Genomic DNA, 23,296 nt, shown 5'->3' on the forward strand with positions numbered 1-23,296 from the left:
TGCTAACTCTGCAATGGTTGTTGCACAACACTTCTTGCGCAATCGTCGTTGCGAAACCAGGGCGCTTCTCGCCGACCGGGCTCAGCCCTCGACGACCTCGAGCGTCTGCCGCGCGATCTCGAGCTCCTCGTTCGTCGGCACGACGAGCACGGCGACGCGCGAGGCATCCGTCGAGATGCGCCGCGCTCCGCTCCCCCGCTCGCGGTTCCGCTCGACGTCGAGCTCGACGCCGAAGCCCTCGAGCCCGCCGAGCGACCACTCGCGCACGAGCGCCGCGTTCTCGCCGACGCCGGCGGTGAACACGATCGCGTCGACGCGTCCGAGCTGCGCCGCGTACGCCCCCACGTACGAACGGATCCGGTGCGTGTACACCTCGAGCGCGAGCGTGGCCGCGTCGTCGCCGTCCTGGCTCGCGGCGACGAGGTCGCGCATGTCGCGGTGGCCTCCGAGGCCGAGGATGCCGCTGTGCTTGTTCAGCAGGTCGTCGATCCCGCTCGCGTCGTAGCCGGCGCGGCGCTGCAGGTAGGGCAGGACGGCGGGATCGAGGTCGCCCGATCTCGTGCCCATGACGAGCCCCTCGAGCGGCGTCATGCCCATGCTCGTCTCGACCGAGCGACCACCCGAGACGGCGCACGCCGACGCGCCGTTGCCGAGGTGCAGCACGATCATGCGCAGCTCCTCGATCGGCCGCTCGAGGAACTCGGCCGCCGCGCGGGAGACGTACCGGTGCGAGGTGCCGTGGAACCCGTAGCGACGCACGCGGTGCTTCGCGGCGACGGCGCGGTCGATCGCATACGTGTATGCCGCGGGCGGCATCGTCTGGTGGAACGCCGTGTCGAACACCGCGACGTGCGGCACGTCGGGGAAGGCGCGCTGCGCGGCCTCGATGCCCTCGAGGTTGGCGGGGTTGTGCAGCGGCGCGAGAGGCGCGAGCTCGTCGATATTGATCTTCACGAGGTCGGTGATCACGGTCGGCTCGAAGAACCGGGCGCCGCCCTGCACGACGCGATGCCCCACCGCGACCGGCGCGTTCGCCTCGAGCGACGGTCCGGTGCTCGCGAAGGCGTCGAGCATCACGTCGAAGGCGGCCGAGTGGTCGGGCACGTCGACGTCGGCCTCCCACGTGCCGGATGCGGCATCCGTCGTCTCGTCATGGTGCTTCGCGTGGCCGCCGCCCGCCTCGCCGATGCGCTCGACGAGCCCGGTGGCGAGCGTCGTGCCGCCCTCGACCTCGATGAGCTGGTACTTCAGTGACGAAGAGCCCGAGTTGATGACCAGGACGACGCTCACGACGCGCCCTCGGGTCTCGATTCGCGGGCGGATTCGCCGGGCGCGCCTCGACCACCGGACTCCGCCGCCTGGATCGCCGTGATGGCCACGGTGTTCACGATGTCCTGCACGAGCGCGCCGCGCGAGAGGTCGTTGATCGGCTTGTTGAGGCCCTGCAGCACCGGGCCGATCGCGACCGCGCCGGCCGAGCGCTGCACCGCCTTGTAGGTGTTGTTGCCCGTGTTGAGGTCGGGGAAGATGAAGACCGTCGCCCGGCCCGCGACATCCGACTCGGGGAGCTTCGTGCGCGCGACGGCCGCGTCGGCCGCGGCGTCGTACTGGATCGGGCCCTCGACCGCGAGCTCGGGGGCGCGCTCGCGCACGAGCTCGGTCGCGCGGCGCACCTTCTCGACGTCCTCGCCGGAGCCCGACTCGCCGGTCGAGTACGACAGCATCGCGACACGCGGCTCGATGCCGAACTGCTCCGCGGTCGCGGCCGACGAGATCGCGATGTCGGCGAGCTGCTCGGACGTGGGCATGGGCACGATGGCGCAGTCGCCGTAGACGAGCACGCGGTCGGCGAGCGCCATGAGGAACACGCTCGACACCACATCGACGCCGGGCCGGGTCTTGATGATCTCGAACGCGGGCCGGATCGTGTGGGCGGTCGTGTGCACCGCGCCCGAGACCATGCCGTCGGCGAGCCCCAGCGCGACCATCATGGTGCCGAAGTACGACACGTCCTGCACGGTGTCGCGCGCCTGCTCGAGCGTCACGCCCTTGTGCTGCCGGCGGCGGTGGTACTCGTCGGCGAACCGGTAGACGAGCACGTGGTCGTGGTTCGAGAGCACCGTCGCGCGCGAGATGTCGAGGCCGAGCCCGATGGCGCGCGAGCGGATCTCGATCTCCTCGCCGAGGATCGTGAGGTCGGCCACGTCGCGCGCGAGCAGCGTCGCCGCGGCGCGCAGGATGCGGTCGTCGTAGCCCTCGGGCAGCACGATGTGCTTGCGTGCGCGGCGTGCACGCTCGAGCAGCCCGTACTCGAACATGAGCGGCGTCACGACCTCGGGCCGAGCAACGTCGAGCAGGTCGAGGAGCGCGTGCTCGTCGACGTGCTTCTCGAAGAGCGCCAGGGCGGTGTCGCGCTTCCGCTGCGACTCGGCGGCGAGGCGTCCGCGGGTCTGCGTGATGGCGAGGGCCGTGTGGTACGTGTCGAGCTCGGTGCGGATGATCGGGAGCCCGGCCTTCAGGCCCTCGATGAGCCGCTCCACCGCGTCGGAGAGCGGGAAGCCGCCGTTCAGCACGATGCCCGCGATCGACGGGAACGTCGCCGACGCGTGCGCCGTGAGCACGCCGAGCAGCACCTCGCTGCGATCGGCCGGCACGACCACGACCGAGCCCTCGATGAGGCGCTCGAGCGCGTGGTCCATCGACATCGCGGCGATCACCACGCCGAGCGCCTCGCGCTCGAGCAGGTCGGGATCGCCCGCGTAGAGGTCGCCGTCGACCGCGCGCATGATCGAGCGCATCGACGGTGCGACGAGGAACGGGTCTTCGGGGATCGCCCACACCGCGATGGACTCCTTGGCGAGCGCCTGCCGCCCGGTGACCGCGTCGATGTCCCATCGCGCCGCCGCGCCCACCTGTTCGACGATCTCGTCGAGCCGATCGGGGTCGGCGCGATTCACGACGATGCCGAGGATGCTCGCGTGCTCCCGCGCGAGCTCCTCGATGGCGAGTTCGGTCAGCTGGGCGAGCTCGTCGGCCGTGCGCGACTCCGCGTGTCCGAGGCGCTCCGACGGCGCACGCCCCTGGTCGACGCGACCGCCGAGCACCAGCAGCACGGGAGCGCCGAGGTTGGCGGCGATGCGCGCGTTGAAGCCGAGCTCGGTCGGGCTCCCGACATCCGTGTAGTCGGAGCCGATGATCACGACCGCGTCGCAGCGTTCCTCGACGGCCTTGAACCGCCGCACGATCGTGCCCAGCGCCTGGTCGGGATCGGCGTGCACGTCCTCGTACGTGACGCCGACGGCATCCTCGTACTCGAGCGGCACCACGCCGTCGTGCGCGAGCAGCAGCTCCAGCACGTAGTCGCGCTCCTCGGTCGTGCGGGCGATCGGCCGGAACACGCCGACGCGGGTCGCGCGACGGGCCAGCGTGTCGAGCACGCCGAGTGCGACGGTGGACTTCCCCGTGTTCCCCTCGGCCGAGCAGATGTAGATGCGGTGCGCCACGGGCTCCAGCCTAGGGCGACGGATGCCGCGGGTGCCGGGTCTTCCGGGTGAAATCCCAGCGCGGGCAGGGCGACGCATCGGCTCCCGATCGCGAATGCAGGAACTTCCGTCGCCACCGCGGCGCGTCGGACCTCGACACGCCGACTGCGACGCAGATCCTTCCTGCATCATCGGACGAACGGATGCCGCGGGCGACCGCGTTCATCGAGCCCCTCCGGCTCGGGTAGACTGGCCCAGGCTCCTCACGTGGCGCCATCCAGGCCAACTCCCCCAGGGCGGAGACGCAGCAAGGGTAACCGGGCTCTGGCGGGTGCGTGAGGGGTCCCAGGAGGATTCGCCTAGTGGCCTATGGCGCACGCTTGGAAAGCGTGTTGGGTGAAAGCCCTCGGGGGTTCGAATCCCCCATCCTCCGCCACGCAGTATCACGCAGGATCGACCGCAGCCCGGCGCTCATCGGCGAGTTCGAGTCCGTCCTCTTCCGGACGTCGAACGGATCGTGCGCAGCGCTGCGGCGACAAGCTGTGAGCTCGCACATGTCCGGGACGTACGCTCCGGAGATGAGCACATATCCCGCCACCGTTCCTCGCCCACCGAACCCGACAGCCGACGTGTCCGACGACCGGCATCGTTCCGAGACGTTCTGGGCCGCCTTCGCCGCCGGCGCGGCCAGCCGGACGCGCTGGTTGGACAGTGCAACCGCCGCGTGGCGTCCTGCCGCTCCCGCGGACGGATCGGCCGACTGATGTCCGACACCTCGGACAGGGTGGCGGACCGATTCGCGCCGTTCGCCGTCGACCACATCCTGATCGACCAGCTCCCGCCGTCCCTCGGCACCGCCGAAGCGCCCGACGACTACACGGTCATGGCGGTCTTCACCCGTCGACCCCTTCCTCAGGAGATCGACCTGCTCAAGGAGCGCTCCGTCGAAGAGCGGCTCGCCACCGCCGGCTACCCCCGGGTCTCACTCGCGGTCGCCGACCGGAGACTGATCATCACGAACACCAACCTGCACGAGCTGAAGCATGGACTCGCGGGAGAGATCGGCCGCATCCTCGATGACATCGGCAAGCTGGTGGCGACGACGCGTTCCGCGCAGGCGAAGGATGCCGCCGAACTGGCCACGCGCGCGGCGGAGCGCGCGAGCCACGTGATCGACGAGGCATCCGGGATCGACTTCTCACCACGCGCTTCGAACCACGGGTAGTCCATCCGAACCGCATCCGACGCCAGGACCGGACGACTGCACGGTTCCCGGGACACGTCAAGGGCTCTCTTCCCCGCCCCCCAAGAGGGTAGACATGAGGTCTTCGGTCGCCGACCGTCGAAGATCACCGCGCGATCCGAAGCCACTGGAGCAGGACGACTGAACGAACCGGCGAAAGCCCGAATCCCCGAACCGCTGAGCAACAGGAAAGCGGCCTGGCTGCTGCTGACCTTCCTGGGGACCGTCGTCCTCATCCTCATCGTGGCGGTGGTGCTGCTCCCGAGGTGAGCCCGCTCCTCGGGTCGCCATCAGGCGAGTGACGCGCGTCCCGCCGTCCGCCGTGTCCTCATTAATGCCGAATAGCGGTTCCACGCCCGTCGTTCGATGATGTGAGAGATGTCAACGGCACCGATGGACACGAGGAGTGGGGACGCAGGGGGCTCCTCCGCCGGGCCGTCGACAGTAAGGGGCGACGGCCTCAGGGTGTTCACCCTGAGGCCGCGTCGCACTCTCGGGTGGAGCATCGGACTCCCCTTCGTGGCGCTGGTGCTTCCGCTCCTGGCCGCCGAGCTCTGGCTGCTCGATCCGAGCGGCGCCTGGCCCGTCGTGGCGTGGACCGCCGCGATCATCGCCGGCCTCATCATCGCCGCGTGGATCGCCTACCAGCGCACCCAGGCCTCCCTGAGCTCGTACGGCATCGTCGAGCGCGGGTTCTTCGGCGGCACGTACACCGTGGCCGCGCGCGACATCGCCGGCGTGCTGCGCGTGCAGCTCTACCGCTCGAACAGCCTCGACACGTCGCACGAGCTCTTCGTCGTCAGCCGCAACGGCCGAGGCGTGTTCCGCATGCGCGGCCGCTTCTGGAACACGGCCACCATGGATCGCGTCGCCCGCATCCTCAACACCGAGGAGACCGTACGCCACGAGCCGGTGACGCTCGCCGAGCTGCGGCAGACGGACCCCGAGCTGCTCTACTGGTTCGAGCGCCGGTCGCTCAGCCGCTGACCGTTCAGGCAGCCGCTTCGCGGTTCACGCGAACGGGATGCCGCGAGGTCGACGGCGCACGGATGCCGCGTCAGCTCGTCGCGATGCCCAGCAGCGGAGCGTCGGGCCTGCTCGACGGCAGCTCGTGGAAGCCGAGCCGGTCGTAGAACGCCCGCGCAGCGGTGTTCGCCGGATCCATGCCGAGGTGCAGCGCCGCGACCCCGCGCTCGGCGAGCGCTGCTCGGAGCGTGTCGATGAGCCGGCGACCGAAGCCCTGGCCCTGCAGGTCGGGCAGCAGGTCGATGTGCAGGTGCGCCGGATACGCGTCGAGGTCGGGGATCAGCATGCGCGTCGGATCGGCGCCGGCGGCGAGCAGCTGCTCCTCGGTGTAGTCGGGGTTGCGGCCCGTCGGCGGTCCGGCGTGCGGATGCCGTGTGCGGAACGCGGGGCCCCACTCGCGTCCCCACCAGTCCACGAACGCGCGCGTGTCGGCCACGCCGATGATGTAGCCGAGCGCGCGCCCGTACCCGTCGTCGACGACGAACGCGAGCCCGGGGTCGTACTCCACGTACGGCAGGGCGAACACCTCGGGCATGAGCGCGTCGTCGGAGTACACGCCGGTCGCGTCGCCGCCGCCCGCCGCGGTGCGCAGGCAGATCTCGAACACCGCGTCGCGATCGTCGCGCCGGTAGGGACGGATGAAGGGCGGTGTCCTGAGCTCGTCGAAGGGATGCCCCGGGGTCGGCTCCGCGACCCGCGGCTCGCCGACCGCGGCATCCGCGCGCTCGCCCGTCACCGGCGCCGCCGGGTGCCGAAGATGCCCTCGACGACGCTCGTGAGCACGTCGCGGGTGGCCTTGGAGCCGAGCACCTGCTCGAGCACCGACTTGTCGGCCGATCGCGAGCGCGACGAGGTCGATCGCGACGTGCCCGAGGTGCGCTTCATGAGGCGGTCGTACTCGGCCTGGGCGGCCTTCTCCTCCTTGGCGCGCTGCTTCTCGATGGCGGCCTGCTGCTTCGCGAGCTCGGCGTCGGCCTTGGCCCTCGCCGCGGCATCCTCGGCGGCCTGCGCGGCGGCCGCGGCGGCGTTCATCTTGGCCGTCAGGAGCTCGTGCGCCGACTCGCGGTCGACCGGGGTGCCGTACTTCGCCTGGAGCGGCGAGCCGGCGACCGCGGCGTCGATCGCGGCGTCGGGCGTCGGCGACATGAGGGCCTGCGGCGCCCGGAGGCGGGTCCACGCGACGGGGCTCGGTGCACCCTTCTCGTTCATGACCGTGACGATCGCCTCGCCCGTGCCGAGCGTGGTGAGCACCTCCTCGAGGTCGTACCCCGACTTCGGGTAGGTCGAGACCGTCGCGCGCAGCGCCTTCGCGTCGTCGGGCGTGAACGCGCGCAGCTGGTGCTGGACGCGCGAGCCGAGCTGCGCGAGCACGTCGGCTGGCACGTCCTTGGGCGTCTGCGTGACGAAGAAGACACCGATGCCCTTCGAGCGGATGAGCCGCACGGTCTGCACGACCTGCGTCAGGAAGTCCTTCGACGCGTCGTTGAAGAGCAGGTGCGCCTCGTCGAAGAAGAACACGAGCTTCGGCTTGTCGAGGTCGCCGACCTCGGGCAGGTCGTTGAACAGGTCGGCGAGCAGCCACATGAGGAACGTCGAGTAGAGCGCCGGGCGGTCGGCGACGCCGGGCACCTCGAGGAGGCTCACGATTCCGCGACCGTCGGATGCCACGCGCAGGAACTCCGCGGTGTCGATCTCGGGCTCGCCGAAGAACACGTCGGCGCCGGCCTCGGCGAACGCGACGAGCTCGCGCAGGATCACGCCCACGGTCGCCTTCGAGAGCCCGCCGAGCCCCTCGAGCTCGGCCTTGCCCTCGTCGCTCGTGAGGTACTGCAGCACCGCGCGCAGGTCCTCGAGGTCGAGGAGCGCGAGGCCGTTGTTCTCGGCGTAGTGGAAGACGAGCCCGAGGCTCGACTCCTGCGTGTCGTTGAGGCCGAGGACCTTGCTCAGCAGCAGCGGCCCGAAGCCCGCGACCGTCGCGCGGATCGGCACGCCGCGGCCGATGCCGCCGAGCGAGAAGAACTCCACGGGGAAGGATGCCGCGGTCCACGCCTGTCCGATGCCCTCGGTGCGCTTCAGCAGCTTCTCGTTGCCCTCGCCCGGCGTCGCGATGCCCGACAGGTCGCCCTTGATGTCGGCGGCGAAGACCGCGACGCCGTTCGCGGCGAGCTGCTCGGCGAGCACCTGCAGCGTGCGGGTCTTGCCCGTGCCCGTGGCGCCCGCGACGAGGCCGTGGCGGTTCGTCATGGCGAGCGGGATGCGCACGGGCACGTCGGCGAGCGGCTCGCCGTTCACGAGGGCGCCCATCTCGAGCGCGGCGCCGTCGAACGCGTAGCCGTCGCGGATCGCCGCGACCTGGGCGGCGTCGAGCGGGCCGGATGCCGCGGGGGCGGTCGGTGCGGCCTGCGCCGGCGTCGGTGCGGGCTCGGCGAGGGCCTCGTTGGCGGAGCTCGCCGCGGCATCCGTCGCAGTCTCGGCGGTCGCCGCGGCATCCGCCGTCGCCGTCGCCGCGGCAGCCTGCTGCGCGTCGAGCGCGGCCTGCGCGAGCGCCGCCGCCTCCTCGGCCTTGCGGATCGCCTCCTGCGCCTGCGCCTGCAGCGCCTCGGCTGCCGCCGCCGCGGCCTCGGCCGCCTCCTGTGCCTGCTTCACCGCGTCTTCGGCCATGTGCCGATCCTAGCGACGGCGTGCGTCAGGGGCGGATGCGCACCGTCGGCGTGAACTTCGGCTCCTTCGGCGGCACGCCGAGGCTCCGGAGTCGGGCTGCGGAGCCCAGGTAGAGGGCCGCGATCAGGGCGAGTTCGACCAAGGCGATCACGTTGCCTGCGGTCGTCCCTGCCGTGTCGGCTGGCCCGGAGGCGCCGCCGAGAGCGTCGAGCAGCATTCCCAGCGCTCCACCGACGAAGAAGACGGCGAAGAGGATGCCGAGCACCTGACTCAGCCGTGGCCGGGCCGTCATGCGCCACGGTGCTCGCGGCGGTGCGATCGGCTCGCCCCTGCCCCGGAAGATCCGCGCGCCGAGGAGGATGGCCGCGAGGTCGATGCCGAACCTGACCATCCCGATGATCGGATCGGGCAGCCGCGTGAGCGCAAGCAGGGACACGATCACGAAGCCGAGGACCAGTGCGCCGACCACGTAGGCGAGCTTCAGCTCCCAGCGCACGATGCGCAGGTCCAGTAGGCGGCGCATCGTCGTCCTCCGTGCTCGCGGCCACCGTGCGGCGGGCGGCGCACGTGAGCCAACCGTAGCGCCTCAGGCCGCCACGCCGGGCGCAGGGGTTCCTCGCGCCCGGCGGTCATGCCTAGGGTGAAGGCGTGAGTCCAGCCAAGGACGACGCCGAGGTCCTCGAGATCGACGGTCGCGAGGTGCGCGTCAGCAGCCCCGGCAAGGTCGTGTTCCCCGAGCCCGGCCTGACCAAGCTCGACCTCGTGCGGTACTACCTCGCGGTGGCCGACGGGGCGGTTCGCGGGGTCGCCGGCCGCCCGATGGTGCTCAAGCGCTTCGTGAAGGGCATCGACCAGGAGGCGTTCTTCCAGAAGCGCGCACCCGAGAAGCGGCCGGACTGGATCGAGACCGCGACGCTCCACTACGCGTCCGGCAACTCGGCCGAGGAGGTCGTCGTCAACGATGCCGCGGCCCTCGCCTGGGTCGTGAACCTCGGATGCCTCGACCTCAACCCGCACCCGGTGCGCGCCCCCGATCTCGACCACCCCGACGAGCTCCGCATCGACCTCGACCCGATGCCCGGCGTCGACTGGGCGCAGATCGTCGACGTCGCGATGCTCGCCCGTGACGTGCTCGAGGACGTCGGCCTCGTCGGCTGGCCGAAGACGTCGGGATCGCGCGGCATGCACATCCTCGTGCGCATCGAGCCGCGCTGGGACTACCGGCAGGTGCGGCTGGCGGCCGAGACGTTCGCCCGCGAGGTGGAGCGCCGGGCGCCCGGCCTCGCGACCGCGCGCTGGTGGAAGGAGGAGCGAGGCGAGAGCGTGTTCGTCGACTTCAACCAGAACGCGAAGGATCGGACCGTGGCATCCGCCTACTCGGTGCGACCGCTGCCCGACGCCCGCGTCTCGACGCCGCTCGAGTGGGACGAGGTGCCGCGCTCGCACCCCGAGCGCTTCACCGTGCCGACCGTGCTCGAGCGCTTCGCCGAGCGCGGCGACCCGCACGCGGGGATCGACGACGCCGCAGGCGGCCTCGACGCGCTGCTCGCCCTCGCCGAGGAGCTCGGCCCGGCCGAGAAGCCGCCACGGGCGGGCGACGGGTCGGGGCGTCGGCAGTCCACGATGCCGCTCATCGAGATCGCGCGGGCCAAGACCAAGCCCGAGGCGCTCGAGGGGCTCGAACGGTGGAACTCGCGGCATCCCGACGTCGTCGCGAAGCTGGAACCGGCCGACGTGCTCGTCGACGGCATGCGCGGATCGAGCTCGCTCTGGTACCGGATCCGGGTGAACCTGCAGCATGTTCCCGAGGACGAGCGGCCCGCGCAGGAGCCGCTCGAGGTCGACTACGACCCCTGGGCCCGCTACCGCAACGCCGACGGAACGATCGGCTGATGCGCCCGACCGCCTGCCCCGCCCGCGCCGGGGCGACCTCGTGAGCGACCTCGGCCCGGTCAATCCCGGGTACGCCGCCGATGTCGAGTGGCTGCGCCGGTGGCGGCTGAGGCCCGAGGGCGATCCGCGCACGACGGCGTCGAGCCTGCTCATCCGCGCCCGCACCGAGGACGGCCAGCCGGTCATGCTGAAGGTCGCGCACTCCGAGGAGGAGGCGCGCGGGGCGGAACTGCTCGCGGCGCTCGACGGCCACGGGGTCGCACGTGTGCTCCGCCGGGAGGGCGAGGCGACCCTCGTCGAGCGCGCGACGGGTGGGCGGAACCTCGTGCGCATGGTGCGGGCGGGCCGCGACGACGAGGCGACCCGCATCATCTGCGAGGTCGCGAAGCCGATCCACGCAGCGACGTCCGACGTGCTCGCGTCGGCCTCTCCACCCGAGCTCATCGACCTGCGGACGTGGTTCCAGCACCTCTTCGCGTACGCCGGCGACGTCGGCGCCTTCCACCGCCGCGGGGCCGACATCGCCCGCGCGCTGCTCGACGATCCCCGCGACGAGACCGTGCTGCACGGCGACCTGCACCACGGCAACGTGCTCGACTTCGGCGAGCGCGGCTGGCTCGCGATCGACCCCAAGGGGCTGCTCGGCGAGGCCGCGTTCGACGCGTGCAACGTGCTCACGAACCCGTCGCACGAGCGCGCGCTCGCCCCTGGCCGGCTCGAACGGCAGTTCGCGGTGGTGCTCGCGACCACGGGGGTGCCGCCCGAGCGGATGGCGCGGTGGTTCGTCGCCTGGTGCGCGCTCTCGTCGACGTGGTTCACGCTCGACGACGATCCGGGCCTCGCCGAATCGGCCGCGGCGCTGGGCGAGCGGGCGTTGGGGCTCGTGTCCTCCTAGCGAGGCGTCCGCGGATGCCGCGGCGCGGCGCGCGTCAGCCCGAGATCGACACCGGGGCGGCGCCCGCCCAGTCGCGCACGAGGCCCTCGCGCACGGTGACGCCCGTGCCCGGGGCATCCGGCACCCGGAGCTGACCGCGGTGCTCGCCCTCGCCGAGGACGAACGGCTCGGTGAGGTCCTCGGCGAAGTAGCGGCCGGAGGCAGAGGTGTCGCCGGGCAGCGTGAAGCCCGGCAGCGCGGCCAGCGCCACGTTCGCGGCGCGGCCGACGCCCGTCTCGAGCATGCCGCCGCACCAGACGGGGACGTCGAGCGCGCGGCACGCGTCGTGCACGCGCAGCGCCTCGAGGTACCCGCCCATGCGCCCGGGCTTGATGTTCACGATCGAGGTCGCGCCGCGATCGATCGCGTCGACGGCGGTGATCGTGTCGACGATGGACTCGTCGAGGCACACCGGCGTCTCGCACGCCTCGGCGAGGCGCACGTGCGTGGCGAGGTCCTCCTCGGCGAACGGCTGCTCGATGAGCAGCAGGTCGAACGCGTCGAGCTGCGCGAGCAGTGGGATGTCGTCGGCGGTGTACGCGGTGTTCGCGTCGACCTGCAACAGCCCCTTCGGCCCGAGCTCCTCGCGCACCGCGCCGGTCGGCACGAGGTCCCAGCCGGGCTTGATCTTGAGCTTGATCCGGCGGTACCCCTCCTCGACGTAGCCCATGACCTCGTCCATGAGCTCCTCGAGCGTCGGCGCGATGCCGACCGAGACGCCGCAGTCGACCCACTCGCGCTCTGCGCCGAAGAACGTGCCCATCGAGCGTCCCTGCGCGCGCAGCTCGGCGTCGAGCACGGCCGCCTCGAGGGCACCCTTCGCCATGCGGTGTCCGGCGACGAACGCGAGCGAGGGCGCCACGGATGCCGCGAGCGGCACGGATGCCCCGCGCGAGCCCGGTCCCTCGGCGACGGCGCCGCCCGCGGCATCCGTCGCCTTTCGGTGCTCGTCGACGTGCCGGCCGTGCCCCGCGATGAGCGCCGGGCCGAGGTAGCGCTCGATGACGGATGCCGCGCCGTCGACGTACTCGCCCGAGTAGAACGGGTCGCGCCCGGCCACGCACTCGCCCCAGCCCTCGCCGACGTCGGTCAGCACCCGCACGAGGAGGACCTCGCGCACGGTCTCGCGTCCGAACGAGGTCTCGAACGGTCGCACGAGCGGCACCTCGATGCGGTGCAACTCGATGCGCTCGATGGCGGGCACGGCGTTCACGGCGTTCATCAGGCCTCCCGGTCGGGGTCGTCGTGGGTCAGGACGTAGTCGCCCGCGGCGTCGAGCTCGACCCGCAGGTCGGGGTCGCGCTCGAGCGCCGCGAACGCCTCGCGGGAGGTCGCGCGCAGGCGCGCCGCCGCCTCGGGGTCGGTCGCGCGCACCTGCTCGAAGTCGGCCACGAGCGCGAGGCGCCCATCCGTCCGCCACTCGGGCAGCGGGCCGCGGGCGAGCGCGCGACGGGTGCGCGGCGAGTCGAGGCGCCAGCGCACCTCGAACCGGTCGCTGCGGTCGGAGCCCGTGATCGCGTCGTCGAGCTCGCCGTAGAAGTCGGGCAGGAACGCGATCACCTCGGCGCCGAGGCGCACGAGGTTCATGCGGGCGTTGCGGCGGATGAGCGGGTCGTACGTCCAGCGCACCTCGTCGACGCCGTGCGCGAGGCAGATCGCGCGCTGGCGGAGCTTCAGCGCGAGGCCGATGCCGCGGCCGCGCGCGGCGGGGTCGACCGCGTTCATGTGGGAGTGGATGTGGAGACCGTCGTTCCAGCCGAGGAAGCCGAGCGCGGCGCCGAGCGGGGCGGCGGGCGGCGCGGCTGCGAAGCCGGTTCCGGCGGCTTCACCGTCGTCCGCCACCGCCACGAGCACCGTCGCGCCCGCATGCTCGATCGCCTGGATCATCGCGTGGTCGGGTCCGCGTCCGACGCCCCAGGTGGCCTCGAACCGGGCGAGCACGCCCGCGATCTCGTCGGGACGGGCGGGACGCGTGCGCAAGCCGGCACGCGCGTCCGCGGCATCCGCCGTGGCGTCGGCGTCGGCGATCACCGACGCCGGCAGCCCCGGCGCCTCGGTCACGCGAGCCGGTCCTGCATGCCCCACGCCTGGCCGTAGCCGCCCTCGGCTTCGGGTCGGGCCATGAGGTCGAGGAAGGGCTGCGCGTCGAACGCCTCGGGGCCGAGCACACCCCGGCCCGACCAGGTGCCGCTCGCGAGCAGCTCGAGGGCGATGACGGGATTGAGTGCGGTCTGCCAGACGACGCACTGAGCGTCGTACTCGGCCATCGTCCACTCGTTGTCGGACACGTGGTACAGGTAGACCTCGCGCGGGTCGCCGTGCGTGCCGATGCCGGTGACCCACAGGCCGGCGCAGGTCTTCCCCGTCATCCGCGGGCCGATCGTGGCCGGGTCGGGCAACGCGGCGGCGACGACATCGCGCGGGGCGACCTCGACGGGTCCGTTCGCGCTGCGCACCCGGACCGGGGTGGTGGAGTCGAGGCCGAGCAGGTGCAGGGTCTTCAGCACGTTGATGAACTCGTCACCCAGGCCGTACTTGAACGTCACCCGTCGGGCGTCCACCCAGCGTGGCATCAGGAGCACCTCCTCGTGCTCCACGTTCACGCATTCGACCGGGCCGATGCCCTCGGGGAAGTCGAACACCTCGGGCTCCGAGAACGGCGGCGTCGTGAACCAGCCCCGGTCCTGCTCCCATACCACCGGCGGGTTCAGGCACTCCTCGATCGTGGTCCAGATCGAGAACGACGGCGCGAAGATCTCGTTCCCGTCGTCGTCGCGGACCACGAGGTTCGCCCCGTCGCGGGTTCCCAGCTCGTCGATCTCGATGAACAGGTGATCCGCGGCGTATCGGGCGAACACGTCGCTGAGCCCTGGCTCGACGCCCATTCCGACCAACGCGAGCCGTCCGGCCTGCTCCCAGTCGCCGGCCTGCGCGAACTGGTCGTCACCGAGCTTCACCCCGGTCTCACCGTAGGGGTCGGTCGGATGCGGCTCGGACAGGCTCATCGCCATGTCGAGGTAGTCCGCGCCGGCCTCCAGCGCGCCCGCGAAGATCGACGGAACGAACTTCGGCTCCACCGCGTTCATCACGTGCGTCGCGCCGTGCTCACGGGCGACGGATGCCACGACCTCGGGATCGGATGCGTCGATCTGCGCCGTGGCGAACCTCGCCGCGACCTCCTCGCCGTGACGCTCCCTGACCCAGTCGACCGTGCGCTTCGCCCGGGACTCGTCGTAGTCGCTCACCACCAGCAGCTCGTAGAACGACCGACGAGCCGCGATCTTCGCGATCGCGTCTCCCACACCACCAGCACCCACCAGCAGGATCCGCATGCTCCGACGCTATCGCTCCCCCGCCGACCCGTCGATGCCGGCGGGTCCGGCATCCCGCTCCCGCCGCACGGAACGTCCAGGCGGTTCGGCAGGTGCCCGGCGGATGCCGCGGGCCCGCGTGCGTGGCCGAATGCAGGAACTTCGGCGGCACCGACGGCGAGCCGTCGCACGACACGCCGAATTGCTCGCGGAAGTTCCTGCATTTGTCATCGATGGCGTTGTTCGTCGTCCCTCAGTCGGACCGAGGGCGGCCGATGACGGCACGCAACTCAACAGATCACGGGCGGGAGACCACGGCCTCGACGCACGAGCTTCGCGTCCTCGACCGTGCGCGTCACCGCGGCGAGCACCACGGGCCAGTCCTCGAGCACGTGCCGAGCGCTCGGCCGCACGACGGGGACGCCGAACACCTGGGCCACGAGCGTGCGATCGCGGTCCGCGAAGAACTCACCCGAACCGGAGTGGAATCCCCGGCCGTCGATCTCGAAGAGCACGCAACCGTCGATCATGCCGTCGTAGCGCCCGAATCCCCCGAGGGGCACTTGCGTCACCACGTGGAAGCCGTGCGCGGCGAGTCGCCTCACGAACAGGCTCTCCGCTCCGGACTCCGTCCGGCCGGTGAACTCGTCGATCAGCCCCGCCGCAGGTGCGGGCAGGGCGGCGATGACCGCATCGACCTCCCGACGCGTCAACACCCGTTCGTGGAGCACGGAATCGATCGCGGCGCTCGCGTGCTCGGGCACCATGCAGCGGAGCGCGTCGGCGAGCGCGGTGTGCGGCGACACGATCCAGTCGAGCGCGAGATGCCCGGATCGGTCGCGGGCCCAATGCACCCGTGGCGGGTCATCCGTCGCGAGCCGCGGTGGCGGAACGCCGCGCATCCGCTCGAGCGCCGACGGATGCCACACCCCGACGTTCCCCGACCACGCAGGCTCCGCTTCCGCGCGCAGCCGGGACGCGGTCCGTGGCACGTGGAGGTGGAGACGGAGGTCGTCGCCAGCCCAGACCCCGTACCGCCGGAGCGCGCTCGAGCATCCGAGCCGACCGCCGACGGCGATCCCCCGCAGTTGATCCTGGTCGGCAGCGCCAGACGCGACCCATCCGTGCCGGGGTCGCGCCACGACGCCCGCTGCGATCGCGGAACGGATCACGCGTTCGGAGACACCCCGCGCACGCAACGTCCGCACACGAGCGACGTGACCGAGGCGAGCGAGTTCGGTGAGGAGCTGCGGCATCCCGATATCGTGTTGCGTCGACCGACCGCGTGTCGTCCTGGCCGGCACTTCGGTGGACGCGAGTCGCGGCATCCGTGCACGGGAGGACGAGTCAGCCTGCCCGGATGCAGGAAGTAGTCGGGGAGGTGCGGTGTGTCACGCCACGACACGCTGCCGAACACCGGGTTCTTCCTGAATCGCAACGCGACGGGTTCAGCCAAGCGGGATTCCGGGGGTAGGTCGACGTCACCGGGTGAATGCCGCGAGCCTGCGGCATCGGTGCCCGAGAGGACAGGTGGCCCCGCCCGGATGCAGGAAGAAGTCGGGGATGTGCGGCGGGTCACGCCACGACAGGCCGTGGAACGACGGGTTCTTCCTGCATTCGCAACGTGGCGAGCTCGGCGGTTGGAGTCACGAGCGGGGATCCCGAGGTGGGTCCGAGGGCCGATCGACGTGCGGATGCCGCGGGCCCGCGGCATCCGTCAGCAGAAGCCCGCGATGCCCGCCCAGGCCGCCGCCGGGCTCGGGACGCCCTCGCGCTCGACGGAGGCCTCGATGAGGCCGTAGGGGCGGTCGGCGGCGAAGAAGACCTCGTTGGGGTTGTCGAGCCCGAACGGCGAGAGGTCGACGACGAAGTGGTGGTTGTTCGGCATCGAGAAGCGGATCTCGGCGATTTCGGGGTGCTCCTCCAGCACGCGGCGGCCCATGTCGAAGAGCGTCGCCTGCAGCGCGGCGGAGTAGCGCTCGGCGAACGCCTCGAGCAGCAGCGCGCGCACGCTCGCGTAGAGGGCGTCGTAGTCGATCCCGACGGTGCCGTAGCGCCAGCGTGCGGCGACGTCCGTGGCGAGGATGCGGTCGCGCGTCTCGGGGAGGGTCGTGTAGCGGTCCTTCGGGTAGCCCTCGAAGCCCGAGGCGGTGGTCTTCAGCACCGTGAGGTCCTTGAGGCCGGCGATGACGTGCCGCTCGTCGCCGTCGGCGACCACGACGGCCGTGCGCACCTCCTGTCCACTGCGCACGAACGCGTGGTCGTGCTCGGCGCCGTGCGCGACGATGCGCTCCCACCCGTAGCGCTCGGCCTCCCAGCGTCCGCCGGTCACCGAGGGGAACGAGCTCGTGAAGTGGTCGGCGAGGCGAAGCAGGAACGCCTCGGGCGAGCCGATCCCGTCGCGGGCGAAGGCGAAGATCGTGTTCTTCTGCGTGTCGGTCGCGACGACGTGCGAGTTGTCCCCCTCGAGGTGCGCCGCGGCGAAGTCGCCACGGAGCTGCGACGTGACATTGAGGTCGTCGATCTCGTGGCGGGCGGTGTCGCGCGTGACCTTGACGACGCGCACCTCGGCCTTGCCGTACTGGTTGACGCCGAGGACGATGCCGGGCTCGGACATGGTCAGCTCCCTCGATAGGTCGAATAGGCGAACGGGCTCAGCAGGAGGGGCGCGTGCACGTGGCGGCCGTCGTCGGCGACGGTGAACGTGAGCACCACCTCGGGGTAGAAGGTCTCGATGCCGCGCTCGGCGAACCACGCGCCGGTCTCGAACCGCAGCCGGTAGTCGCCGGCGGGCAGCTCGTCGCCGCCGATGCGGGTCACCCGGCCGTCGGCGTCGGTCGCGGCGGTGTCGACCGACCGCCACGAGACGCCGTCGAACGCGAGCAGCTCGACGGCCACGCCCTCGGCCGGTCGGCCGGACGTGGCGTCGAGCACGTGGGTCGTGACGCGGGAGACGGACGGGGTGGCGGCGCTCATGCGACGAGTCCCTTCAGCCGGAGGACGGCGATCTGGCGGAGCTGGTCGGCGACGACGGGGTCCTCCTCGGCGGGCGTGTGCCCGAGCCGCTCGGTGAGGGCGTCGAGGATCTCGCGCGACGACCGGCCCGCGGCGCGGATGAGGAACACCCGCCCGAACCGCTCCTCGTAGGCGCGATTGCCCGCGGCGAGCGCGGCGGCCACCTCGGCGTCGGCCGGGTCGACGCCCGACTGCTCCGAGCGCGACATCGAGGCCTCGGTGCTCGCCCCCGTCGGGCGCTCGCCGATGCGCGGATGGTGCGCGAGCGCTCCCTCGACCTCGGACGGCGTGAACGGCGAGGCGGCCACCTCCGCCCAGGCGACGAGCTCGTCGACCGAGCCGAAGGGACGCGCGTCCGCCACCTGCTCGCACCAGCGGTCGATGTCGAGGCAGGGCCGCAGCTTGGCGATCGCCGCATCGCGATCGGCCTCGTTGAACGCGTCAAGCGACATCGCCGCCACCCTCCGATCGTGCCCGCCGCAGCAGGCGTCCGCGAGGCGCCTCGCGATCCACGGGCTCGCCGGCGAGGTACGTCGTCCGCACGCGGCCGACGAGCTCGCGACCGTCGTACGGCGAGATCGGATGCCGATGCTCCAGTTCGGCGGCATCCACCGTGAACGCCTCGTCGGGGGCGACCACCGCGAGGTCCGCGGCCCGGCCGACCTCGATCGCGCCCTTCCCCGAGAGCCCGACCCGTCGCGCGGGCGCCGCCGACATCCATTCGACCACCTGCTCGAGGCGGATGCCGCGGCGCCGCGCCTCGGTCCACACGATCGGCAGCCCGAGCTGCAGCGACGCGATGCCACCCCACGCCTCGGCGAAGTCGCCGTTCCCGGCCAGCTTCAGGGACGCGGGCGCGGGCGAGTGATCGGACACGACGAGGTCGATCACGCCTTCCACGAGCCCGCGCCAGAGCGCGTCGCGGTTCGAGCCCTCGCGGATCGGCGGGCAGCACTTGAATGCCGTCTCCCCCGGCGCGACGTCCTCGGCGGCGAGCACGAGGTAGTGCGGGCACGTCTCGGCGGTGATCCGCACGCCGTCGTGCTTCGCCCACGCGATCGGCCCGAGCGCGTCCGCCGAGCTGAGGTGCAGGATGTGGGCGTCCGCGCCCGTGCGGCGCGCCGCCTCGATGACCGCCGAGATCGCGGCGTGCTCGGCGGCGCGGGGCCGTGACGCGAGGAAGTCGGCGTAGTCGCCGCTGTGCGGGTGCGGCGCCGCGTCGATGATCGCGGCATCCTCGGCGTGCACGATGAGCAGCGAGCCGGCCTCGGCGAGCACGGCCATCGCGCGCTCCATCTCCTCCGCCGACACCGGTGGGAACTCCGCGACTCCCGAGTCGACGAGGAAGCACTTGAAGCCGAACACGCCCTCGCCGACGAGGGGCAGCAGGTCGCCCTCGTTGCCGGGCACCAGGCCGCCCCAGAAGCCGACGTCGACGAACACCCTCCCCTCGGCGGCGGCGCGCTTCACGGCGAGTGCGTCGACCGAGGTCGTCGGCGGGATGCTGTTGAGCGGCATGTCGACGATCGTCGTGACGCCGCCCGCAGCTGCGGCGCGCGTCGCGGAGGCGAAGCCCTCCCACTCCGTGCGCCCCGGCTCGTTGACGTGCACGTGCGTGTCGACGAGCCCGGGGATGAGCACCTCGTCGTCGCCGAGCCGCACCGTCCGACCGCCGACGAGCCCCGCGCCGACCTCCGCGATCCGCGCCACGAGCCCGTCGCGCACGCCGACCTCGGCGGGCGCGAACGCCCCGTCGACGAGCACCTGCTCGCCGACGAGCACGAGGTCGAAGGCGTCGTCGGATGCCGCGGCGGACTCGGTCCGCGCGACGTCGGCGTGGGGCATCCGCTCGCTCACCCCCAGCGGCTCGCGTTCCTGGTTTCGGGGCCGGTGAGCCGCACCTGCCGGTTCACGTCCTTGTAGAGCAGATACCGGAACGGCCCCGGGCCACCGGCGTAGCAGGCCTGCGGGCAGAACGCGCGCAGCCACATGAAGTCGCCCGCCTCCACCTCGACCCAGTCGCCGTTGAGCCGGTAGACGCCCTTGCCCTCGAGCACGAACAGGCCGTGCTCCATGACGTGCGTCTCGGCGAAGGGGATCGACCCGCCCGGCTGGAACGTCACGATGTTCACGTGCATGTCGTGCGCGAGGTCGTCGGGGTCGACGAACCGGGTCGTCGCCCAGGCGCCGTCGGTGTCGGGCATCGGCCGCGGTGCGACGTCGGCGTCGCTCGTGACGAACGACGTCGGCGCGGGGATGCCCTCGACGGGCTCGTACGCCTTGCGGATCCAGTGGAACGACGTGGGCGCGTCGCCCTCGTTCGCGATCGACCAGGGTGCGCCCGCGGCGAGGTAGGCGTAACCGCCCGGACCCAGCACATCCCGTTCCCCGTCGACGTCGAGGGTGAGCTCGCCCGCCGTCACGAAGACGACGCCCTCGACGCCGGTCTCGGACTCGGGGCGCTCGGCGCCGCCGCCCGGCTCGATCTCGACGATCAGCTGCGCGAAGGTCGTCGCGAACCCCGCGATGGGCCGGGCGAGGATCCACGACCGCGTGCGCGTGAAGCCGGGCAGCCTGCTCGTCACGATGTCGCGCAGCACGCCCTTCGGGATCACCGTGTACGCCTCGGTCACGATGGCGCGGTCGGTGAGCAGTTCCGACTGCGCGGGCAGCCCGCCCGGCGGGGTGTAGTAGCTCATGGGACCTCCTCGTCCGTCGGCCGCGCGTCGCGGCATCCGCTCACGTCGTCGTGCGCCTCGGGCTCGCCCACTCGGCGAGCGCCGTCGCGTCGAGGCCGGTGTCGGCGGCGACCTCGGCGGGGGTGATCGCGCCGCTCTGCACGCCGCGGCGCACGAAGCCCGCGAGCGCGCGCACCGTGGCGGGCTCGTCGAGCACCGCCCCCGTCGTGCGGTCGCGCACGTGCCGCAGGCGGGCGGACACCTCGGGGTAGCCCTCGCGGTAGTACGCGTAGGTCGCCAGGAAGCGGGTCGGCAGCTGCGCCGGGTGCAGGTCCCAGCCCTGCGAGAAGCCGCGCTCGAGGGCCCGGCGCACGAGCCGGGCGTGCAGCCGCCACGCCTCGTGGGCGCGGTCGCCGATCGGCAGGATGTTCGTCGACCCGTCGGACAGGCGGATGCCGGTGCCCGCGGCCGCGACCTGCATGACGGCCTTGGCGTGGTCGGCGGCGGGGTGCTCGAGCGACTGGTAGGGGGCGGCGATCCCCACCGCTGCGCTGTAGTCGTAGGTGCCGTAGTGCAGCCCGGCGATGCGTCCGGGCGCGGCGAGCGCGAGGCGCGCCACGGGTGCCACGCCGTCGGCCCCGAGCACGAGCTGGGGCGTCTCGACCTGCACCTCGAACCGCAGCCGCCCCTCGGGCAGCCCGTGCACCCGCTCGAGCGCGCGGAGGGCGTCGGCCATCGCCTCGACCTGCGCGACCGTCGACACCTTCGGCAGCGTCAGCCGCAGGCCGTCGGGCAGACCGCCCTGCTCGACGAGGGTGGTCACGAACAGGTCGAGCGTGCGGATGCCGCGAGCCCGCGTCGGCGCCTCGAACGACTTGAACCGGATGCCGATGAACGGCGGCGCGAAGTGCGCGCCCGTGGCCGCGGCGACCCGCTTCGCCGCACGGACCGCGTCCGCGTCCTCGACGTCGTCCGCCCGGTCGCCGTAGCCGTCCTCGAAGTCGATGCGCAGGTCCTCGATGGGCTCGCGCCCGAGCTTGCGGTCGACGAGCGGCGCGACCTGCGCGGCGATCGCCGGGGCGAGGCCGACGTCGAGACCGAGCGCCTCGGCGCCGCCCGCCGACGCGAGCGCGTCCTGCGCATCGCGACCCCACTCGACGGGCAGCTCGGGCGTGTACCGGTCGCCCGGCACGTACACCGTGTGCACCGGCTGCCGCGAGCCGTCGTCGCCCGGATAGGCGGTCGCGAGCAGCCGATCGGTCTGGGCCAGGCGGGCCTCGATCGCGGCGAGCACGACGGGTGACAGGGCGGTGCGCGCGCTCATTCGAGCAGCTCGTAGGCCGGGAGCGTGAGGAAGTCGACGTAGCCGTCGGCGAGCACGAGGTCGGCCACGAGGCGCGCGGCGGGCTCGTAGTAGGCGGCGAACCGGTCGGGCGGCACGTCGGCGCGCAGGGCGGCCACCTCCTCGTCGAGCACCTCGCGCACGAGGTCGGGCGTCAACGTGCGCCCGGTGTCGGCGAGCACGACATCGTGTCGCAGCTGCTGCCACACCTGCGAACGGGAGATCTCGGCCGTCGCGGCATCCTCCATCAGGCTGTGCAGCGCGACGGCGCCGTTGCCCGACAACCACACGGCCGTGTAGGCGACACCCACCGAGAGGTTCGTGCGCAGGCCCGCCTCGGTGACCGTGCCGCCCGTCGAGGCGACGTCGAGCAGCTCGGCCGCCGACACGTCGACCTCGGGCCGCTGCCGGTCGAGCTGGTTCGGCCGGTCGCCGAGCACGCCGTCGAAGACCTCGCGGCACACGGGCACGAGGTCGGGGTGGGCGACCCACGACCCGTCGAAGCCGTCGTTCGCCTCGCGGGTCTTGTCGGCGCGCACCTTCTCGAACGCGACGGCGGTGGCCTCGGGGTCGGCGCGGTTCGGCACGAAGGCCGCCATGCCGCCCATCGCGACCGCGCCGCGGCGGTGGCACGTCTTCACGAGCAGCTCGGTGTAGGCGCGCATGAACGGCGCGGTCATCGACACCGACGCACGGTCGGGCACGATGAACTCGGGGCCTGCGTCGCGGAACACCTTGATGATGCTGAACAGGTAGTCCCAGCGCCCGGCGTTGAGTCCCGAGGCGTGGTCGCGCAGCTCGGAGAGGATCTCGTCCATCTCGAACGCAGCGGGAATCGTCTCGATGAGCACGGTCGCGCGGATCGAGCCGTACGGGATGCCGAGGCGCTCCTCGGCATACGTGAACACGTCGTTCCAGAGCCGGGCCTCGAGGTGGCTCTCGAGCTTGGGCAGGTAGTAGTACGGGCCGTGCCCGTTCTCGATGAGCTGCTGCGCGGTGTGGAGGAAATGCAGGCCGAAGTCGACGAGCGATCCCGACGCGCGCTCGCCGTCGACGAGCAGGTGCTTCTCGGGCAGGTGCCAGCCCCTCGGACGCGTCACGACGGTCGGGCGTCGCACGTCGTCCCGGAGCGCGTACGCCTTGCCCTCGGGCGAGGTCCAGGCGAGCGTGCCGCGGGCGGCGTCGCGGAGGTTGCGCACGCTGCCGACGACGTTCTCCCACGTGGGGCTCGACGCGTCCTCCAGGTCGGCCAGCCACACGCGGGCGCCCGAGTTCAGCGCGTTGATGGCCATCTTCTCGGGCGACGCCGGGCCGGTGATCTCGACGCGACGATCGGTGAGCGCCTCGGGCGGCGGCGGCACGCGCCAGTCGCCCTCGCGCACCTCGCGCGTCTCGGCGAGGAAGTCGAGCGGCTCCCCGGCGGCGATCCGGTCGCGGCGGGCGCGGCGCGCGGCGAGCAGCTCGCGACGGCGGCCGTCGAACCGGTGATGCAGCTCCTCGACGAACGCGAGGGCGTCGTCGGTGAGGATCTCGTCGCCGCCCGCGACGTCGGTGGCGCTGGCGATCTCGATGGTCATGCGGCTGCCGCTCCCCTCCGGGCTGCTGCGGGATGATGCTCCACACGCTCAGCCTCATCTTGGCGCAGATGCGATCGCGGCGTAACCGGATCGCCGGGAACCCGGCGGCGTAGACTCCGAAACCGAGGAGACGA

20 protein-coding genes, 1 tRNA gene and 1 other RNA gene are annotated in these 23,296 nt (G+C 72.2%); 6 read left to right on the forward strand and 16 right to left on the reverse strand.

Features of this window, described 5'->3' with window-relative positions:
• Window positions 1-81: 81 nt before the first annotated feature.
• Both ACWGO8_RS02785 and pta read right to left on the reverse strand, forming a co-directional pair.
• Window positions 82-1,290, reverse strand: a complete 1,209-nt coding sequence (locus ACWGO8_RS02785; RefSeq protein ID WP_452041614.1) for an acetate/propionate family kinase — start codon at window positions 1,288-1,290, stop codon at window positions 82-84.
• Window positions 1,287-3,503: a phosphate acetyltransferase gene (pta, locus tag ACWGO8_RS02790; RefSeq protein WP_452041615.1), complete on the reverse strand. Its 2,217-nt coding sequence runs from the start codon at window positions 3,501-3,503 to the stop codon at window positions 1,287-1,289. Before pta ends, ACWGO8_RS02785 begins: the two co-directional genes overlap by 4 nt.
• Window positions 3,504-3,736: 233 nt before the next feature.
• On the opposite strand from pta, the gene ffs reads away from it, so the two are divergent.
• From ffs to ACWGO8_RS02810, 4 genes are all read left to right on the forward strand, one after another.
• Window positions 3,737-3,833, forward strand: an RNA gene (ffs, locus tag ACWGO8_RS02795) — signal recognition particle sRNA small type.
• Window positions 3,831-3,918 (forward strand) — tRNA-Ser (locus ACWGO8_RS02800). Before ffs ends, ACWGO8_RS02800 begins: the two co-directional genes overlap by 3 nt.
• Before the next feature lie 327 nt (window positions 3,919-4,245).
• Complete coding sequence (locus tag ACWGO8_RS02805) at window positions 4,246-4,707, forward strand: hypothetical protein (protein WP_452041616.1); 462 nt, start codon at window positions 4,246-4,248, stop codon at window positions 4,705-4,707.
• Window positions 4,708-5,244: 537 nt separating this feature from the next.
• On the forward strand, window positions 5,245-5,712 hold the full coding sequence (locus ACWGO8_RS02810; RefSeq protein WP_376956271.1) for a hypothetical protein: 468 nt from the start codon (window positions 5,245-5,247) through the stop codon (window positions 5,710-5,712).
• 70 nt (window positions 5,713-5,782) lie between these two features.
• Here ACWGO8_RS02810 and ACWGO8_RS02815 read toward each other — a convergent pair whose 3' ends face one another.
• The 3 genes from ACWGO8_RS02815 to ACWGO8_RS02825 are packed head-to-tail and all read right to left on the reverse strand — an operon-like array spanning window position 5,783 to window position 8,935.
• Entirely contained in the window at window positions 5,783-6,487 is a 705-nt protein-coding gene (locus tag ACWGO8_RS02815) for a GNAT family N-acetyltransferase (protein WP_452041617.1), read from the reverse strand.
• Window positions 6,484-8,412, reverse strand: a complete 1,929-nt coding sequence (locus tag ACWGO8_RS02820; protein WP_452041618.1) for a helicase HerA-like domain-containing protein — start codon at window positions 8,410-8,412, stop codon at window positions 6,484-6,486. The genes ACWGO8_RS02815 and ACWGO8_RS02820 overlap by 4 nt, the downstream gene beginning before the upstream one ends.
• 25 nt (window positions 8,413-8,437) lie before the next feature.
• Complete coding sequence (locus tag ACWGO8_RS02825) at window positions 8,438-8,935, reverse strand: hypothetical protein (protein WP_452041619.1); 498 nt, start codon at window positions 8,933-8,935, stop codon at window positions 8,438-8,440.
• Window positions 8,936-9,060: 125 nt separating this feature from the next.
• Here ACWGO8_RS02825 and ligD point away from each other — a divergent pair, with 125 nt between their 5' ends.
• Together ligD and ACWGO8_RS02835 are read left to right on the forward strand one after the other, a co-directional pair.
• Complete coding sequence (ligD, locus tag ACWGO8_RS02830; RefSeq protein ID WP_452041620.1) at window positions 9,061-10,305, forward strand: non-homologous end-joining DNA ligase; 1,245 nt, start codon at window positions 9,061-9,063, stop codon at window positions 10,303-10,305.
• A 40-nt stretch (window positions 10,306-10,345) separates the two neighbouring features.
• Window positions 10,346-11,200, forward strand: a complete 855-nt coding sequence (locus ACWGO8_RS02835; RefSeq protein ID WP_452041621.1) for an aminoglycoside phosphotransferase family protein — start codon at window positions 10,346-10,348, stop codon at window positions 11,198-11,200.
• A gap of 34 nt (window positions 11,201-11,234) precedes the next feature.
• On the opposite strand, the gene menC is transcribed toward ACWGO8_RS02835, so the two are convergent.
• The 11 genes from menC to aceB all read right to left on the reverse strand — a co-directional run bounded on the left by menC (window position 11,235) and on the right by aceB (window position 23,162).
• On the reverse strand, window positions 11,235-12,461 hold the full coding sequence (gene menC / locus ACWGO8_RS02840; RefSeq protein ID WP_452041622.1) for an o-succinylbenzoate synthase: 1,227 nt from the start codon (window positions 12,459-12,461) through the stop codon (window positions 11,235-11,237).
• Complete coding sequence (locus ACWGO8_RS02845) at window positions 12,461-13,300, reverse strand: GNAT family N-acetyltransferase (RefSeq protein ID WP_452041623.1); 840 nt, start codon at window positions 13,298-13,300, stop codon at window positions 12,461-12,463. The genes menC and ACWGO8_RS02845 overlap by 1 nt, the downstream gene beginning before the upstream one ends.
• Entirely contained in the window at window positions 13,297-14,571 is a 1,275-nt protein-coding gene (locus ACWGO8_RS02850) for a saccharopine dehydrogenase family protein (RefSeq protein ID WP_452041624.1), read from the reverse strand. The genes ACWGO8_RS02845 and ACWGO8_RS02850 overlap by 4 nt, the downstream gene beginning before the upstream one ends.
• A gap of 269 nt (window positions 14,572-14,840) precedes the next feature.
• Window positions 14,841-15,542: a hypothetical protein gene (locus ACWGO8_RS02855; protein WP_452041625.1), complete on the reverse strand. Its 702-nt coding sequence runs from the start codon at window positions 15,540-15,542 to the stop codon at window positions 14,841-14,843.
• A gap of 725 nt (window positions 15,543-16,267) precedes the next feature.
• Window positions 16,268-17,167 (reverse strand): factor-independent urate hydroxylase, encoded by a 900-nt coding sequence (pucL, locus tag ACWGO8_RS02860; RefSeq protein WP_452041626.1) that lies wholly within the window; start codon window positions 17,165-17,167, stop codon window positions 16,268-16,270.
• 2 nt (window positions 17,168-17,169) lie between these two features.
• Complete coding sequence (uraH, locus tag ACWGO8_RS02865; RefSeq protein WP_452041627.1) at window positions 17,170-17,526, reverse strand: hydroxyisourate hydrolase; 357 nt, start codon at window positions 17,524-17,526, stop codon at window positions 17,170-17,172.
• Window positions 17,523-18,017: a 2-oxo-4-hydroxy-4-carboxy-5-ureidoimidazoline decarboxylase gene (gene uraD / locus ACWGO8_RS02870; RefSeq protein ID WP_452041628.1), complete on the reverse strand. Its 495-nt coding sequence runs from the start codon at window positions 18,015-18,017 to the stop codon at window positions 17,523-17,525. Before uraD ends, uraH begins: the two co-directional genes overlap by 4 nt.
• Window positions 18,007-19,410: an allantoinase AllB gene (gene allB, locus ACWGO8_RS02875; protein WP_452043507.1), complete on the reverse strand. Its 1,404-nt coding sequence runs from the start codon at window positions 19,408-19,410 to the stop codon at window positions 18,007-18,009. The genes uraD and allB overlap by 11 nt, the downstream gene beginning before the upstream one ends.
• A gap of 8 nt (window positions 19,411-19,418) precedes the next feature.
• Complete coding sequence (locus tag ACWGO8_RS02880; RefSeq protein ID WP_452041629.1) at window positions 19,419-20,264, reverse strand: bifunctional allantoicase/(S)-ureidoglycine aminohydrolase; 846 nt, start codon at window positions 20,262-20,264, stop codon at window positions 19,419-19,421.
• A gap of 40 nt (window positions 20,265-20,304) precedes the next feature.
• Window positions 20,305-21,567 carry a DUF6986 family protein gene (locus ACWGO8_RS02885; RefSeq protein WP_452041630.1) on the reverse strand — a complete coding sequence of 421 codons (1,263 nt, stop codon included), beginning with the start codon at window positions 21,565-21,567 and terminating at the stop codon, window positions 20,305-20,307.
• Window positions 21,564-23,162, reverse strand: coding sequence for a malate synthase A (gene aceB, locus ACWGO8_RS02890; RefSeq protein ID WP_452041631.1), 1,599 nt, complete (start codon window positions 23,160-23,162; stop codon window positions 21,564-21,566). The genes ACWGO8_RS02885 and aceB overlap by 4 nt, the downstream gene beginning before the upstream one ends.
• Between the last annotated feature and the right edge of the window lie 134 nt (window positions 23,163-23,296).

This window comes from Agromyces sp. NPDC055661, assembly GCF_053618135.1.

Bases quoted from the DNA above. Each gene is read 5' to 3' on its own strand.
- ACWGO8_RS02805 (WP_452041616.1), top strand. From the start codon at position 4,246: ATGTCCGACACCTCGGACAGGGTGGCGGACCGATTCGCGCCGTTCGCC.
- ACWGO8_RS02820 (WP_452041618.1), bottom strand. From the start codon at position 8,412: ATGGCCGAAGACGCGGTGAAGCAGGCACAGGAGGCGGCCGAGGCCGCG.
- ACWGO8_RS02825 (WP_452041619.1), bottom strand. From the start codon at position 8,935: ATGCGCCGCCTACTGGACCTGCGCATCGTGCGCTGGGAGCTGAAGCTC.
- menC (WP_452041622.1), bottom strand. From the start codon at position 12,461: ATGAACGCCGTGAACGCCGTGCCCGCCATCGAGCGCATCGAGTTGCAC.
- ACWGO8_RS02850 (WP_452041624.1), bottom strand. From the start codon at position 14,571: ATGCGGATCCTGCTGGTGGGTGCTGGTGGTGTGGGAGACGCGATCGCG.
- pucL (WP_452041626.1), bottom strand. From the start codon at position 17,167: ATGTCCGAGCCCGGCATCGTCCTCGGCGTCAACCAGTACGGCAAGGCC.
- uraH (WP_452041627.1), bottom strand. From the start codon at position 17,526: ATGAGCGCCGCCACCCCGTCCGTCTCCCGCGTCACGACCCACGTGCTC.
- uraD (WP_452041628.1), bottom strand. From the start codon at position 18,017: ATGTCGCTTGACGCGTTCAACGAGGCCGATCGCGATGCGGCGATCGCC.
- allB (WP_452043507.1), bottom strand. From the start codon at position 19,410: ATGCCCCACGCCGACGTCGCGCGGACCGAGTCCGCCGCGGCATCCGAC.
- ACWGO8_RS02880 (WP_452041629.1), bottom strand. From the start codon at position 20,264: ATGAGCTACTACACCCCGCCGGGCGGGCTGCCCGCGCAGTCGGAACTG.
- ACWGO8_RS02885 (WP_452041630.1), bottom strand. From the start codon at position 21,567: ATGAGCGCGCGCACCGCCCTGTCACCCGTCGTGCTCGCCGCGATCGAG.
- aceB (WP_452041631.1), bottom strand. From the start codon at position 23,162: ATGACCATCGAGATCGCCAGCGCCACCGACGTCGCGGGCGGCGACGAG.